At 37.7% G+C, this 16,004-nt stretch carries 11 protein-coding genes and 5 pseudogenes; 11 read left to right on the top strand and 5 right to left on the bottom strand.

What is annotated here, in order from left to right; genetic code table 11:
• Positions 1 to 1,072: 1,072 nt before the first annotated feature.
• Positions 1,073 to 2,686: pseudogene (locus AFK68_RS31915) on the bottom strand (NAD(P)H-quinone oxidoreductase subunit F); the annotation flags it as partial.
• Between the two features lies 1 nt (position 2,687).
• Positions 2,688 to 2,986, bottom strand: a pseudogene (locus AFK68_RS47260) (NAD(P)H-quinone oxidoreductase subunit F); the annotation flags it as partial.
• A gap of 493 nt (positions 2,987 to 3,479) precedes the next feature.
• Here AFK68_RS47260 and AFK68_RS31910 point away from each other — a divergent pair.
• From AFK68_RS31910 to AFK68_RS31870, 10 genes and pseudogenes are all read left to right on the top strand, one after another.
• On the top strand, positions 3,480 to 3,791 hold the full coding sequence (locus AFK68_RS31910; protein ID WP_094678177.1) for a carbon dioxide-concentrating mechanism protein CcmK: 312 nt from the start codon (positions 3,480 to 3,482) through the stop codon (positions 3,789 to 3,791).
• Positions 3,792 to 4,505: 714 nt separating this feature from the next.
• Positions 4,506 to 4,838, top strand: coding sequence for a carbon dioxide-concentrating mechanism protein CcmK (locus tag AFK68_RS31905; protein ID WP_094678175.1), 333 nt, complete (start codon positions 4,506 to 4,508; stop codon positions 4,836 to 4,838).
• Between the two features lie 77 nt (positions 4,839 to 4,915).
• A pseudogene (locus tag AFK68_RS43000) lies at positions 4,916 to 5,039 on the top strand (carbon dioxide-concentrating protein CcmK); the annotation flags it as partial.
• A 321-nt stretch (positions 5,040 to 5,360) separates the two neighbouring features.
• A complete protein-coding gene (locus AFK68_RS31895; RefSeq protein WP_094678173.1) occupies positions 5,361 to 5,663 on the top strand; it encodes a EutN/CcmL family microcompartment protein in 303 nt (100 codons plus the stop codon).
• Between the two features lie 105 nt (positions 5,664 to 5,768).
• Positions 5,769 to 7,045: pseudogene (locus AFK68_RS42995) on the top strand (ribulose bisphosphate carboxylase small subunit); the annotation flags it as partial.
• 1 nt (position 7,046) lies between these two features.
• A partial coding sequence (locus AFK68_RS42990) for a ribulose bisphosphate carboxylase small subunit (protein ID WP_094678169.1) occupies positions 7,047 to 7,987 on the top strand: 941 nt, incomplete at its 5' end.
• Between the two features lie 617 nt (positions 7,988 to 8,604).
• Entirely contained in the window at positions 8,605 to 9,039 is a 435-nt protein-coding gene (locus tag AFK68_RS31880; protein WP_094678167.1) for a low molecular weight phosphatase family protein, read from the top strand.
• Positions 9,040 to 9,641: 602 nt separating this feature from the next.
• Positions 9,642 to 10,538: pseudogene (locus tag AFK68_RS31875) on the top strand (hypothetical protein); the annotation flags it as partial.
• Positions 10,539 to 10,991: 453 nt separating this feature from the next.
• Positions 10,992 to 11,291 carry a hypothetical protein gene (locus AFK68_RS35905; protein ID WP_143438509.1) on the top strand — a complete coding sequence of 100 codons (300 nt, stop codon included), beginning with the start codon at positions 10,992 to 10,994 and terminating at the stop codon, positions 11,289 to 11,291.
• A gap of 11 nt (positions 11,292 to 11,302) precedes the next feature.
• The gene (locus AFK68_RS31870; RefSeq protein WP_094678163.1) at positions 11,303 to 12,085 is read left to right on the top strand and encodes a carbon dioxide-concentrating mechanism protein CcmK; all 783 of its coding nucleotides are present in this window, start codon (positions 11,303 to 11,305) and stop codon (positions 12,083 to 12,085) included.
• A 268-nt stretch (positions 12,086 to 12,353) separates the two neighbouring features.
• Here AFK68_RS31870 and AFK68_RS31865 read toward each other — a convergent pair whose 3' ends face one another.
• From AFK68_RS31865 to AFK68_RS31855, 3 genes are all read right to left on the bottom strand, one after another.
• The gene (locus tag AFK68_RS31865) at positions 12,354 to 12,989 is read right to left on the bottom strand and encodes an alkaline phosphatase PhoX (RefSeq protein ID WP_246844587.1); all 636 of its coding nucleotides are present in this window, start codon (positions 12,987 to 12,989) and stop codon (positions 12,354 to 12,356) included.
• Between the two features lie 30 nt (positions 12,990 to 13,019).
• A partial coding sequence (locus AFK68_RS31860; protein WP_246844586.1) for a PhoX family phosphatase occupies positions 13,020 to 13,804 on the bottom strand: 785 nt, incomplete at its 3' end.
• 59 nt (positions 13,805 to 13,863) lie between these two features.
• Positions 13,864 to 15,153 (bottom strand): PhoX family phosphatase (locus AFK68_RS31855; protein WP_143438510.1); only part of this gene is annotated, 1,290 nt, incomplete at its 3' end.
• A 41-nt stretch (positions 15,154 to 15,194) separates the two neighbouring features.
• On the opposite strand from AFK68_RS31855, the gene AFK68_RS37685 reads away from it, so the two are divergent.
• Positions 15,195 to 15,350, top strand: coding sequence for a hypothetical protein (locus tag AFK68_RS37685; RefSeq protein WP_168186740.1), 156 nt, complete (start codon positions 15,195 to 15,197; stop codon positions 15,348 to 15,350).
• Positions 15,351 to 16,004: the final 654 nt, after the last annotated feature.

Here is a 16,004-nt window from a genome sequence, read left to right as displayed (position 1 = left end):
ATAAGTTTAGCATCATCATCTCCAGGGAAATTCCGACAAAATAGTTGATATTACAGGAGTTATACCAAATCTCAAAAAGTTTGCTATATCTCCTGAAAAAAACTGTTCCTATATAATTCAGTATTAGAATATCCGGAAAAGAGGGAAGAGGGAAAAATAATTGATGATTTATGTACGATAATTAATTTTCTTTTTGATTATTGGAGATGTCTATTGAGGAATAATACCAATTACCAAAAGTAATGCTATGGTGTATTTCAACAGTCAAATAGTTACCAATATTCAAAGTCTATTTTTGACAATTATTAGTTGGTCAGTAATTATTATTCCTACTTTTAACTCTCCCCTCACCTCCTACACTTCCCCTCCTGGGATGGGTTAGGGGTGGGTCCGACACTTCCCCACCCAATCAAATATAGCAAGATTTTTGAGAAACGGTATAAGATAGGGCTTGCTGATTAAATATCAAAGCATTTACAGATAAAGGTTTTAGTCTTTTTAGGTCTGGAAAAAGTACCTATTTTTCAGCTCTTTATGCACGGTTCCCGAAAAATCAAAAAGGAGCGCATTTTGAGCAAGAGAGTAGCCAAAAAATTACTCCCGTAGGGACGTTGCATGCAACCTCCCTACCCCTACTCCCCTACTCCCCCGCTCCCCTACTCCTTAAAAAAGACTTTTGAGCGCAAACCCTAAGATAACTACTGTAGGGGCTTTCCGGCGAGAAAGCCCCTACAGACGGTAGTAATTATATTATATTATTTCCGGTTGAATAGTTATAATTAGGGAGGACTCAGGAGTCAGGAGTCATACTAAATCTGGTTATCAAAAGTACCTTTTTCAAATTACTCTCTAGCCATTTTGCATTCTGTCTTACCTTCGTAATAAAGCTTCTGTCTAAACCCCTTAGGTATCATTATCCTATCTTGGTTTGGGAAATTTTTTCAATCTATTTGGCGATCGCTGTTAGGACTCATGTAAAAATAAGTTGTACAAATTTTACCTGGAATGAATTGTGAAATCTAGCTTCCATCAGAAAAACTGTTTAAGTTATTTTTACATGATTCCTAAATATTTAAAACCTGAAATCAATCAACCAAAGCACCAACATTCCTAAGACACCAATTCCGAGTATAATAGTAAGAATATAAGATTGAACTTTACCTGAGACCGCATATTTTAAACCTTGACCACTAAAAATAGTTGCCAAACCAACCAAATTAACCACTCCATCAACGATATAACGGTCAATCCAAGCACTTAACTTTGAGAGTTGACTAACTGCAAAAACCACAGTTAAATTGTAGAGGCGAGCCACATAAAAGTCATAACCAAAAAAGTCTTGAGCAAAACGCAAAGGAGCTTGTATTGGTCTAGACCAAGTTCTACCTAACTCCATAGTGCTACCTAGAATCACACCTAATAAACCAGATGTTACTAATAAAACAACAACAGCTAAATTCAGATAACCCCAATCAGGTAAAAGTGATAACCGTTCCATAATTATCGGAGTTAACAGAGTGACAATAATTAAGGATACCATCGGTACAGCCATAAGCCAGATAACTTCTGGTGTCCGTCTAGTTTTAGGTTGAGGTTCACCTAAAAATATCAAACGAAATACACGAGTTAGATTTAAAGCAGTTAGGAAGTTAACAAATAAGATGACAGGTACTACCCAAGGATCTATAATCCAAAAAACATCTAAACCTTCTCGCAACGCCCAAAAACCACCTAAAGGTAATAATCCCACTAAACCTGCACTTCCTACTAAGAAAGAAGTAGTAGTTGCAGGCATTCGAGACCATAATCCCCCCATTTCTCTGAGGTCTTGACTAATAATAGTCGAAATTACACCGCCAGCACTCATGAATAATAGAGCTTTAGATATAGAATGTGCCAACAGTAATAGCAAGCCAAAAGTGGTCCATTGTGTTCCAACAGCAATGAAAACTAATCCTAAGTAAGCACTTGTAGAATGACATAAAGCACGCTTAAGATCGATTTGAGCCAGAGCAACTAAAGAAGCTCCAATTGCAGTTACAGTTCCAATAGCTACTAATGCATCTAGAGCTATGGGAGCAATAATTAAAATCGGCTGCATTTGGATCAGTAGATAAGCTCCAATAGAAACTACCACAGTATTTCGCAAAATAGAAGCCGGGTTTGGACCCTCCATCGCTTCATCCAACCATAAGTGCAAAGGAAATTGAGCGCATTTACCTACTGGCCCAGCAATTAGAGCCAAGCCTAATAAATTAGCCGTTATGGGAGAAAGTTCTACTCTTTCAGCCCATTCATATAGATCTGTAAAATTCATACTTCCAGCCAAAGCTGAAATAGCAACTACTCCCATGAGTAGCAAAACATCTCCTACCCGCTTCGTTAAAAAGGCATCTCTTGCTGCTGTTACTACTAATGGTTGAGCATACCAAAAACCAACTAATAAATAGGTACAAACAGTTAGCATTTCTAGCAAAGCATAGGAAACAAATAAAGAGTCGCTAATTGTTAAGCTACTTATTGCTGCCTCAAAAAATCCCATTAGTCCAAAAAACCTAGCTAATGCCCAATCCTTTTCTAGATATCCCAAAGCATAAACTTGGGCCACTAAACACAGGGCTATAACAACATCCATTGCCCCAATAGTTATTGATGAGATATTGAAGGCAAAGGATAGGTTTAATTCNGAAACAAATAAAGAGTCGCTAATTGTTAAGCTACTTATTGCTGCCTCAAAAAATCCCATTAGTCCAAAAAACCTAGCTAATGCCCAATCCTTTTCTAGATATCCCAAAGCATAAACTTGGGCCACTAAACACAGGGCTATAACAACATCCATTGCCCCAATAGTTATTGATGAGATATTGAAGGCAAAGGATAGGTTTAATTCTCCAGTCTCTAGCCAGTTGAATATTATTTCTCGTGGTGCCTGATTCGAGATAGCTTGATAGATAATGGAGCCATGAATTAAGGCCAATAGGGTCATCAATAGATTAAAATAAGCTGCTGGCCGTGGCCCAGTACGTTTGATTATTCCTATTGACCATGGCAAAGTTAAAATTGCTCCAACTAAGCCATAAAGAGGTATGCACCAAAAATATTGAATGAGAAACTCGAACATTATATTTCTTGACCTTCAGTATTAAGAATAAANAAGTATATATACTTGTTTTTCCTGCTGATAGGGGATTGAGCCAAAAGTAATAAAAAAAAATTTAGGATTGATACCTGGGAGCTGAGGATCGCTGAATTCACCATTAACTATAAGAAATTCAATGGTAAAGAATTTATTTTTCTAAATCGCTGCAATTATGAATTATGATGATAGTTGCTATTGTCAACGATGCCATGTTTCTCTATGCTGAAACTATAGCATTTGATAGATTTTGATTGTAAAAATGGGAATTCCCTGCAAAGCTATCTAGAGACAATACTGGCCTCAATGCTTAAGTTAACTTCTGTCAATAGGAGAGAAAAGAATGCCAATTGCTGTGGGAATGATTGAAACTAGAGGGTTTCCAGCAGTAGTAGAAGCTGCTGATGCGATGGTTAAAGCAGCTAGAGTTACCCTAGTGGGTTATGAAAAAATAGGTAGCGCTCGTGTAACAGTAATTGTCCGAGGAGATGTCTCGGAAGTACAAGCTTCTGTTGCGGCAGGAATAGAGTCAGCTAAAAGAGTTGATGGTGGTGAGGTAGTATCAACTCATATCATTGCTCGTCCCCACGAAAACTTGGAGTATGTCTTGCCAATTCGATATACCGAAGAAGTCGATCAGTTCCGAACTTATTAATTTGAGTTGCGGGAATTTGTCTTAAATATTTGGCGCTAAGCTGATTGATTTTCCCAAACTTTAGGACGATGCTTTGATTTGCTAGTAGAAAAAAGAAGTTTACCCTAAAGTTTGAGGGCAATCATTACTAATTGATAATTGATAATTGATAATTAATCAATTCGGCTTTATTGCCTCTCCTTTTAAGGAGAAAAAAAGAAATTGTGATTTTCTTATCTTCAATTCTCAAGGGTAAAACCAGAGGTAATTATCCATTATTAATTAATAAAAGAGATTGCCCACTCTGGGAAAAATTTCGAGACGAATTTAGGTAGATGAAACTAGAGGGACTAAAAAAATTATCAGAAAAGTAGGCAGAAAGCTAGGTTGAGACCGAAGCCGACTGTATACGGGTATTTTGACTTGTAAGAAGAGAGTAAGCAACTTGGATATATCTCGTTGTGTAGTATCAGCTTAGAATTTCCTCGAATTTAGTCTGGCTATTAGTCAATAAAAGTCAAGATATAGACTAGAAATTCATTAATTGATAATGGACAATGAATAATGGATAATTACTTCAAGGAAAACCGTAACGGAATTGAATATAAGGAAAGATTATTTCTTTTTTCTCTTGAAATATAAGGCTTTAAACCTTTGCGGATTAATTCTCAATTATCAATTATCAATTATTCATTGGTAAAAGAATCTGTAAAATAATATCACGGAGTAAAGATAATGTCAATTGCCGTTGGGATGGTAGAAACCCTAGGCTTTCCAGCAGTTGTAGAAGCAGCAGATGCAATGGTGAAAGCTGCACGAGTTACCCTTGTTGGCTATGAAAAAATTGGTAGTGGTCGCGTAACAGTTATTATTCGCGGAGATGTATCAGAAGTACAAGCTTCAGTAGGAGCAGGAGTTGATAACGTCAGAAAGGTGAATGGAGGCCAAGTTATGTCAACTCATATCATTGCTCGTCCCCATGAAAACCTAGAGTATGTTCTGCCTATTCGTTATACTGAAGAGGTAGAGCAGTTTCGCGATAGTACCACTGGAATCCGTAGACCATAGAAGTAAATAGATTTCAGATGGTAGATTTGAGATTCAACTGAAAAAGATGCCCTAAGACCTAGAAGGAGTTTGGTTGNCCAAGTTATGTCAACTCATATCATTGCTCGTCCCCATGAAAACCTAGAGTATGTTCTGCCTATTCGTTATACTGAAGAGGTAGAGCAGTTTCGCGATAGTACCACTGGAATCCGTAGACCATAGAAGTAAATAGATTTCAGATGGTAGATTTGAGATTCAACTGAAAAAGATGCCCTAAGACCTAGAAGGAGTTTGGTTGCCTTAACTGTTTCGGCTGTCGCCGACATAAAAATGCCTGTGGAGGTTGTGCTGGCGACTGTTACCGTATAAGCAGGGACGTTGCATGCAACGTCCGTACACATTAAAATGTTACTAATTGTGAGGTTTTAGATCGGTTTTATCAAGCAGGATGAACTCACAAACATTACTATTGGTAAGCTTAAAAACTTTGTTCAGGTAAAACTATAAAATCTAAAATCTGAAATCATGTAATTAAAACAGATCATGCAAATTGCCAAAGTTCGTGGCACCGTTGTCAGCACCCAGAAAGAGCCTAACTTAAGAGGAACAAAACTACTTCTGCTGCAATTTATAGACGAAGAAGGCCATCCACTGCCCAAGTATGAAGTAGCTGCCGATAATGTCGGTGCAGGAATAGATGAATGGGTTTTGGTTAGCCGTGGTGGAGCAGCTCGTGAAGTGCCTGGGGGCGAACAACTTCCTGTAGATGCCAGAGTAGTAGCTATTATTGACACAATAACTGTGGACAATCGCATGATCTATGGTAAAAAAGACCAATATCGTTGAATAGTCCACTATCAAACTGTTGAACTGTTGGATGTTGAACTATTAACAACAAGAAATTTACCAAATAACCAACACCCAACATTTAACTGAGAGAGGAAAAAATAGATGCCACAACGCAATCAACCAGCTCCACCTACCCCCTGGTCAAAAGACTTGGCGCAGCCAAAGATTGATGACACAGATTATATTCATTCCTTTTCCAATATTATTGGAGATGTCCGTATTGGAGCTAATGTATTAGTAGCCCCTGGCACCTCAATTCGTGCTGATGAAGGTACTCCATTCTATATTGGAGCGGGCAGTAATATCCAAGATGGAGTAGTTATCCACGGTTTAGAACAAGGACGAGTCATAGGTGATGACCAACAACAGTATTCTGTGTGGATAGGTAAAAATGTTTCTATCACTCATAAAGCTTTAGTTCATGGTCCTTGCTACATCGGTGATGACTGTTTTATCGGCTTTCGTTCTACAGTTTTCAACGCCCGCATTGGTGAAGGGTGTATTATTATGCTCCACGCTCTGATCCAAGATGTAGAAATTGCTCCTGGTAAATATGTGCCTTCAGGAGCAATTATTACAAATCAACAGCAAGCAGATCGTTTGCCAGATGTACTACCGGATGATATGGAATTTGCCCATCATGTGGTAGGAATTAACGAATCTTTACGACAAGGTTATCTGTGCGCGAAAAAGATGTCTTGCATTACCCCTATTAGAAATGAAATGAACATTAATTACACAAATGGTAACGGTAACGGCTCTTCAGTAGGAACTGGTACATTGACTCCAGAAGTAGTAAATCATGTAAAGCAGCTAGTATCCCAAGGATATTATGTTGGTACAGAACACGCTGACGCCCGTCATTTTAAAACAGGTTCTTGGAAGACTTGTTCTCCAATTGAAAGCACTAACTCTTCAGAAATAGTAGCAGCTCTAGAAGGTTGTATAGCAGAACACGCTGCGGAGTATGTGCGGATGTTTGGTATAGATCCTAAAGCGAAACGTCGCATATCTCCAATTATGATTCAACGTCCTGATGGCAAAAAAGTTGCTCAAAAATCAACTACTGGTGGCTACAGTGTTCCTGCTGCTGCTAGGGTTCAAACTACTACTGCTGCCAATGGTACTACAGGTTTAACTCCAGAAGTAGTAAACCAAGTTAATTCTTTGATGTCTCAAGGATGCAAGATTGGTACAGAGTATGCTAATGAACGTCGTTTTAAAACTAGCTCTTGGCAAAACGGTCCGACAATGGAAAGTTTGGCTGCTCTAGAAGGATTTTTGGCAGAACACAGTGGTGAATATGTACGTTTAATAGGTGTCGATCCTAATGTTAGACGTCGTGTTGCGGAAATTTTAATTCAAAAACCAGGCGATCGNTGATGTCTCAAGGATGCAAGATTGGTACAGAGTATGCTAATGAACGTCGTTTTAAAACTAGCTCTTGGCAAAACGGTCCGACAATGGAAAGTTTGGCTGCTCTAGAAGGATTTTTGGCAGAACACAGTGGTGAATATGTACGTTTAATAGGTGTCGATCCTAATGTTAGACGTCGTGTTGCGGAAATTTTAATTCAAAAACCAGGCGATCGCTCTATTCAAAAATCTGTATCTACTTCTCCAAGTTATCAAGCTCCTGTCTCTAGGAAAGGTGCAGCAGTTAATACTGGTTTAAGTCAGGCAGTTGTAGACCAAGTACGTTCATTATTTAATCAAGGATATCGGATTAGTTTAGAACACGCTAATGAACGTCGCTTTAAGACTAGCTCCTGGATGAGTGGCGCTCCTATTTCTGCTACTAATCCCTCTCAAGCAATAGCTGAACTAGAACAAGCTTTGGCAGAATATAGTGGGGAGTATGTACGTTTAATTGGTGTTGATACTAATGCGAAACGTCGAGTGCTGGAAACTGTGATTCAACAGCCAAATGGTAAGGGTCAAGGATTTGCTCCTCTTAAAGCTACTTCTAATGGAAATGGAGTAGGTAATAATGGTAATTCTCACTCAGCTCCTGTTTATAGTAGTGTAACAAATTCTGCTGCAACAAATAAGTTAAATCAAGAAGCAGTTGAACAAATTCGCTCTTTGATTGCGGGTGGTTATAAAATTGGTACTGAATATGCTGACCAACGTCGTTTCCGCACCAGCTCTTGGAAAACTGATACTCAAATAGATGCTAAACGGGAGGCTGATGTTTTCCCAGTGCTTGAGGAAAGTTTGGCTCAACATGCGGGAGAATATGTCCGCTTGATTGGTATTGATCCTAAAGCGAAACGCCGTGTTTTAGAAATGATTATTCAGCAACCTAACGGTAAGAACTAATTGAAGCAGGTGTTAGGTGTTAGATGAGTAATCTAAGACTTAGCACCTTTTTCTAGACACTATGAAGATAGTTGGTTTTCAACCCAATTATGTAGGTTATTAGGTGTTTACAGCAATTTCGGAGTTAGTGAGGTACAAAATTTTTGGTAACACAAGCAGGATGCTTGTTACAGGCTGGAAGCCTGTGTTACAAATTTACCTTTGTCTTTACAGTAATTTCGGAGTTAGTGAGGTACAAAATTTTTGGTAACACAAGCATCCTGACTTGTTACAGGCTGGAAGTCTGTGTTACAAATGTACCTTTAAATTAGATGTTGGGTAAAATATTGTTATATTATGTTCGATTCAATAGTTACTATAATTAGAGCTTCGTAGTAGAGCTGCTAGCACTATCTAGAGTTAGGGCTGATATCTATACTACAAACAAAAACTTTATTATAAGTGATTATCCGCAATTCGTAGCTCCCCCTCCGGGGGCACATGATATTACCTAAAAACAATAACCTAGAACCTACAACCTAATTCCTGCTTGACCTAATATTTTAGGAACTTAGCCACAATAATTAAAAGTTTTATTTGCAAGTTTCTCATGCTTGATAAAACGATAATTAATAGTTATGAAAAAAATTCTCTTTCTTTGTACGGGTAATTATTATCGCAGTAGATTTAGTGAGTATTTTTTCAATGATTTAGCCTCAAAAAAAGGGGTAAAATGGGAAGCAGATTCGCGGGGTTTGAATGTTAATCCAGAATCTGGTAATGTGGGGGCTATTTCATCTGAGGTTATTCAAGCTTTGAAGTCTTTAGATATTCAGATTGATTCTGTATCTTTGAGGGAACCAATGCAAGTTCAACAAACAGATTTAGAAAATGCTAATCAAGTTATTGCTGTTGATGAAGTTGCTCATCGTCCTTTAATGGAGTCTAAGTTTCCTGAATGGGTTGATAAAATTGAATATTGGTTAGTTAAAGATTTGGATGAAAATCCTGATGAACCTCCTCTTTTACAACTACAAAATAATATTCATTTACTTCTGGAAAATTTAGATTAAATTAACTTTTATTGCCGAATAATTATTAATTAAATAATTTAGCTTGATTAGCTCTCCCTTTGAAGGTAAAAAAAGTGGTCGTTTCGGCTGTATATCCAATCGACAAAGAGAAAAGTGCTAGGAGATTTTGGTTGTGCATCAGTAAACGGTAATATCATGTCCAGTTGAATGGGTTTGGAAACCAAACCCCTACGAATATTTTAGTTATTAAGAAGGCATAAGGTTTGTTGCCATTGTTATCTTATAGGTACAATTATTCCTCCAAATGTTCGGAGGTCTCTCATACTTCCTTGACGCAATACCGAGATTTTCTTATATTCAATTGCGTTACGGTTTTAACTACAGGTAATTATCAATTATCAATTATTAATTAATGAACTAATATTTTATGCTGAAAACGATTATTATAAAAAGGAGTATTTATGCAGTTGGCACCACTACAACATATAACTAATATTGAGCCTTTTGTTAGTGGTGATGTAAAAATCGATCCAAGTGTGGCGATCGCCCCTGGTGTTATTATTCAAGCTGCTGATAACTGTCAGATTATTATTGGATCGGGGGTTTGTATTGGTATGGGAGCTATTATTCATGCTTACCANAATATTGAGCCTTTTGTTAGTGGTGATGTAAAAATCGATCCAAGTGTGGCGATCGCCCCTGGTGTTATTATTCAAGCTGCTGATAACTGTCAGATTATTATTGGATCGGGGGTTTGTATTGGTATGGGAGCTATTATTCATGCTTACCAAGGCAATATCGAAATTGAATCGGGAGCTACTATTGGTTCGGGAGTTTTATTAGTTGGTAAGAGTAAGATTGGAGCTAATGCTTGTGTTGGAGCTTTGGCTACTATTATAGAAGAAGATGTGGAGGTAGATAAGGTTGTATTACCTGCTTCTATTATTGGCAATTCAGGACGACAAATTTTAGATAATTCTACTACATCTTTACCTCATCAAGGGTCAGCTCAAAGTTATCTATCCTCAGATGAAACCCAGGAAAATAATAATGGTTCAAATTTAGCCAATACTTCTTCATCTTCAGAGGAAAATCAGACAGAAACTGAACCAGCTAATACTCAATTAAAATCAACAAATACTTTTTCATCTTCAGAGGAAAATCAGACAGAAACTGAACCAGCTAATACTCAATTAAAATCAGCAAATACTTTTTCATCTTCAGAGGAAAATCATACAGAAAATCAGACAGAAACTGAACAAGCTAATACTGAATTACAATCAGCAAATACTTCTTCATCTTCAGAGGAAAATCAGATAGAAACTGAAAAGGCTAATACTAAATTACAATCAGCAAATACTTTTTCATCTTCAGAGGAAACTGACACAGAAACTGAACAAGCTAATACTCAATTACAAGAAGAAGCATCTCCAAATATAGATCCTCAAATTTATGGTAAGGAGTATGTCAACCAGATAATGAAGACTTTATTTCCTCATAAAAATTCTTTGAGTCCTCATCCTGATGATGAAGACTAAAAATATTTTCTTACCCAGACTTGATACTAAATTTTGGCACTACTGAAGTTTTTAGCAGATAAACAGAAAATTTCTGTTTGACAAGAACACACTTATTTGGTAGTAGTAGATAACTTGATCGTTATAAATAAAATCAGGACTTACGGAGAGGTACTATATATAGAGTCAAGAAACTATAACGTTATAGTTTTGAACGCTATATACATGGTCTTTGCGTAAGTTCTCAAAATATAATATAATCTAAAATTAAGTAGAGACATACCTAAAAAAACTTTCTATCTTTTAGGGACAAAAAGTAATNACGTTATAGTTTTGAACGCTATATACATGGTCTTTGCGTAAGTTCTCAAAATATAATATAATCTAAAATTAAGTAGAGACATACCTAAAAAAACTTTCTATCTTTTAGGGACAAAAAGTAATTAATAATTTCTAAAAATTAACTTCTTAATTTTGAAAACTCACACTGGTGAGAATTTTCACTCTAATTATAGGTTAACTAAACCAGTTTATATTTTTAATTTCATCAGGACTTACGCAGAACCGACATATTTAGTAGGGGTGATTCGCGTTAGCATTAGCGCAGATCCTCTGGAAGAGGCAGCATTGCGTAGGACATCACCCCTACAGATGGTGTATAATTTAATATTTTGCCTAATTCCTGTTCATATAAAAAATTCTCAAAGTAGCCCTAAAGACCATCAGCTAGAATGTTGGAGAGAGTTAGGTGGGTTAACTACTACGCCGAAGTAAAGAGGTAGAAAATGAAAATACAAACCCACAATGATTATAAGCTAGACTCTATTGAATCCCCAATCAAGTTTGGAGATGCTGCTCTTGGTTTAGTAACAACTCGAAGTTTTCCGGCCATAGTTGGTACTGCTGACATGATGCTGAAGTCATCTGGCGTAATGTTGGTAGGGTATGAAAAAATTGGTAGTGGATATTGTACGGCGGTAGTTCGTGGTGGTATAGCAGATGTTCGTATAGCAGTAGAGTCTGGAGCAGAAACAGCCGAAAAATTTGGACAACTTATTTCTAAGACTGTCATTCCTCGACCTTTACCTAATTTAGAGGTTGTATTACCTATTGGCAGTCTTTTATTTAGACTATCTCAAGGTAGGGTTTCTGCTGAGTTTAGAAATAAGGCAGTTGGTCTGATAGAGACTAGAGGTTTTCCGGCAATGGTGGGAGCTTGTGACGCTATGCTGAAATCTGCTGATGTACAGTTAACTTCCTATGAAACTACAGGTGCAGGTTTGTGTACTGCTATTGTTCGGGGTTCGGTTTCTAATGTGGCGGTAGCTGTAGAAGCTGGAATGCACGAAGCTGAAAGAATTGGAGAGCTAAATGCTGTGATGGTTATTCCTAGACCGTTGGATGATTTGGAAAGAACATTACCTGTAGCTGGTCATCTGATTGAAGAAACACCAGAACCTTTACGTTTACCAATGGCAATTAAAGAGAAGGAAAAAGAGCTAGTAAGATTACCAGATTTTGCTCAACTTCCTTTACCAATAAAAGAAGAAGTTAAGGAGAAATCATAGATTAACACTTAAGCAAAAGGTGGAATCTATAAAATTTGTAGGGGTTAACGGCCGTTAACCCCTACTATGTAGAGTGGTTATTGTAATATTAAATTTTAACTTCCCTGGCGGGAAGTCCCGCGCTCTCCCGGAGGGGAGCGTCGGGATGAAAGCCAGGGCCAAGATTTGGATACCTTCATAAGNGACATCACCTCTGTCTAAACAGCGGTCAGGGTTTCCCAGACTGAAGAATCCCGCGTTGTCCCGTAAGGGTAACGTCGGGAGTATGTCAAACAAACGCACCACCGTCTCTACGAGTAACACCAATTACAGAAGGTCTTGGGGGTAGTAACCCATTAAAACTGCCTCCAGGATTACCTACATATCCTGTATTACTAGGCCAATTACTACCACGAGGTACACTTCGCTGTTGAGTAAAGAGAGTGCCATCTAAATTTAACATCTCAATATCCCGACCTAGTAGAACTCCATCCCCAATAGGTGAACTTTCTCCAGGGTGTTGTACAGCTAATAGTAGAGTTTCATCTACACCACTATTTCTGATAAAGTATGGTCCAGTAATTTCGCAACGAGGTGGACCATAAGCAAAAGGTACAACTAAGCCAGCATTTGGTCCAACAACAGGAATGTAGAACAACCAGTTGTTACCAAATGTTCCTCTCAAGTTACCAACACTTCCAGTTTGAGTGTGGTCGATCTCTCTTACCTCTCCAGCAACACCAGTATTAAAACCATTATGACTACTGGTAGACATATCTGTTACGCCCCATATATTACCCAGAGTATCAATTTCTAGGTTATCTACATTAGCAAAACCTGCACCATTGATGGCACCATCTTCTCCACTCTGCTCAAAAACTGACCAACTAAAGGTGAGACTTGTCGCATCGCTGTTGGTTTCAATGATTCGGTATATACCGCCAAAAGATTGAANGTATTAAAACCATTATGACTACTGGTAGACATATCTGTTACGCCCCATATATTACCCAGAGTATCAATTTCTAGGTTATCTACATTAGCAAAACCTGCACCATTGATGGCACCATCTTCTCCACTCTGCTCAAAAACTGACCAACTAAAGGTGAGACTTGTCGCATCGCTGTTGGTTTCAATGATTCGGTATATACCGCCAAAAGATTGAATAGCATCAACATCTGCAAAGTATTTACTAACAACAAAGATTCTGGAGTCTGGATATCCATCTCCACCTGGTCCACCATCTGTATAGGCGATAAATACACTACCATCACCAGGATGAACTTCCACGTCTTCAGGACGAGCAGTTGGAGTAGCACCTACTAAGTTAGCAGCTAAGAAAGCATCAACTAAAATCGCACCTTGGTTAGGATAAAAATCTGCTAGAGTTTGGCCTTGATATTGAGATAGTACACCTTCATTAGTCAGGTCTACGATGAAAGAACCACCATTTTCTTCTGCTCCAGCAATACCAGCACGTTGAGGTAGACGAATACGACCATCTCTTTGAGCTTCACCAAAAGCATTTAATTCAGCTTCAGCAAGTTCGCTTGGTAATATAGGATTGGTAGGTGTACCAGGAACTAATGGAATCCATTGACCACTCCCATCAGGATTTAATCGTGCAGCATAGAGGGTTCCGCTGTCAAATAATATGCTGTTGCTTGGATCGGTAGGATTAGAAACAATACCATCACTAACAAATTTCCATGTATGACCACCACGACGGTCATCTCCCATATAAGCTACTAATGGTCTACCTGCTTCAACTCGGAAGGCAATATTTTCATGGCGGAAANACCAGGAACTAATGGAATCCATTGACCACTCCCATCAGGATTTAATCGTGCAGCATAGAGGGTTCCGCTGTCAAATAATATGCTGTTGCTTGGATCGGTAGGATTAGAAACAATACCATCACTAACAAATTTCCATGTATGACCACCACGACGGTCATCTCCCATATAAGCTACTAATGGTCTACCTGCTTCAACTCGGAAGGCAATATTTTCATGGCGGAAACGACCTAAAGCTGTATGTTTCCTGTTTTGGAAACTTGGGTCTGCTGGAGAAATTTCTACCATCCAGCCATACTTTTCACCAACTAAACCAAAGATTAAACCTATCCCTTCATCATCATACCCAGTTTGAGTACCATTAGGTAATACACTTTCTGTAACACTGCCTTGGAAGTTTTCTTCAGCAGTCAATATTGTACCCCAAGGAGTTGTACCACCAGAACAATTGAAAGCTGTACCAATAATTCTATTACCAAGTCCATCAGAACTTAGAGGAAATACATCACTAGCAGCAGGTCCAGTACCTATTAAGAAGTTTTGGTCTCCAGTCTGATAGCTAGCTGTACCCCAGGACGTAACGCTTTGATAACCATCTGAACGTTCAGAGTTAATTCCTAGTCCAGATAATAGATGTATTCGACGATTAGCATCATCTGCTACAGAAGCATAACGACCATTACCATCTTTTCTAATTCTGACAATAGATCCACCTTGGTTATAAGCAAATTCCCCACGGGTGAAAGTGCCTTCTTGAGATAAATCTAAACCTAGTACAAGTTGGTCTGTAGTGGGGAAAGGAGCTAGGTCTTCATCGCGTGCTAATAATGGTGACATTGGATAGGAGACATACTCGTGGTTAACCCATAGGTATCCATCATCAGGATTACCATTAATAGGGATAAAGCTTACATAGTCGCAGTTATAACCGAAGTATTCTTCTGGGTTGGGAAATACGCGATCGCCCCAACCAACAATTACATATCTTTCATATTCGGGGGGTACTATTACATCATCAAAGTATTGATAGGATTGTAGTGCTACATCTACACCAGCTCCTATCGTATTTCCTCTGGTATTTCCTGTTCCACCAATTCCTAAAGGTACGAAGCTAGGGCTATTTTCATAAGCTTCTAAAGGATGTGCCAATTTCAGAGGTGTGAAACTCAAACCTCCAGTTTGAGCTTGAGCTACTTCGGAACCCAAAAAATTACCAATTTTTGGTGATAGTGCTGTAGCTGCTGCGCTACATCCGAAGAACATTAATAGTTTTCTGCGAGTCAGTCTGGACATAAAATTTTTTCTAGAGCTTCTCTTAATGAGAAGTAGTAGATATGGATTTTGAATCTATTGCTAGCAGTATTTTTGACCTAAATTATGTTTGTGTAATTAGTTTTTTTAATACTGCCTCCAGAAGTTTATCTATAACAATTTATCTTTGGTTTATCATTGGTTTAAATTTAGTTAAAGCGTTGTTTAAATTTAGTTAAAGCGTTGTTTAAATTTAGGTTAATTGATAGATTAACTAAATATTAGGAAGATATATAATTACAAATTTTATTGGAGTTATCTTGAATTTAGTGATGATATTTATCAATCTTGTAGGGATAGCTTTATGATGTAATACTGTTGTGGTAAAATGAAATTATTAGAAAGTTATAAATATAGCGATCGCCATTACCGAAAAATTAAGGTATAAAGCTTCTCTATTGTAAGCATTCAGCCGTCAGCTTGCCTCTTTCAGCGTTCCTTGTTTGTTGTATTGGGAGGAGGAATTAGGATTGAGGTAGTGCAAGAATTAAAAGTCTGGATCAAAGCAAAATCATCAGCTATACTTTAGCTATTTAGGTTAATTTTTATTGTTGATTGCTGATTGCTAATAGCTGAATGCTTACTCTCTATTTATGGAGAAAAAAGAAAAAAATTCCTTTTAGTCAATCCTTCTATTACAGAAGAGATAATGATAGAAATATGAAATAATTTGTGAAAAAAACTGTAGGGGCTTAGTTTCCAAATCCCATTTTTGCTAGGTTTTGGAGACCAAATTTCTACGATAAAATATTACCGAATAATTAATAATTAATAGTTAATAATTAATTATTAATAGTTGAAGCGTCAATAATTAATTATTCATTCAACAATTA

This window comes from Hydrocoleum sp. CS-953 (assembly GCF_002260545.1).
Classification (GTDB): domain Bacteria; phylum Cyanobacteriota; class Cyanobacteriia; order Cyanobacteriales; family Microcoleaceae; genus Trichodesmium.
Note: the sequence above shows the minus strand (reverse complement) of the source record. Positions and strands in the feature narration are given on the sequence as shown.

Bases quoted from the DNA above. Each gene is read 5' to 3' on its own strand.
- AFK68_RS31910 (WP_094678177.1), top strand. From the start codon at position 3,480: ATGCCAATTGCTGTGGGAATGATTGAAACTAGAGGGTTTCCAGCAGTA.
- AFK68_RS31895 (WP_094678173.1), top strand. From the start codon at position 5,361: ATGCAAATTGCCAAAGTTCGTGGCACCGTTGTCAGCACCCAGAAAGAG.
- AFK68_RS37685 (WP_168186740.1), top strand. From the start codon at position 15,195: ATGGATTTTGAATCTATTGCTAGCAGTATTTTTGACCTAAATTATGTT.
- AFK68_RS31870 (WP_094678163.1), top strand. From the start codon at position 11,303: ATGAAAATACAAACCCACAATGATTATAAGCTAGACTCTATTGAATCC.
- AFK68_RS31905 (WP_094678175.1), top strand. From the start codon at position 4,506: ATGTCAATTGCCGTTGGGATGGTAGAAACCCTAGGCTTTCCAGCAGTT.
- AFK68_RS31880 (WP_094678167.1), top strand. From the start codon at position 8,605: ATGAAAAAAATTCTCTTTCTTTGTACGGGTAATTATTATCGCAGTAGA.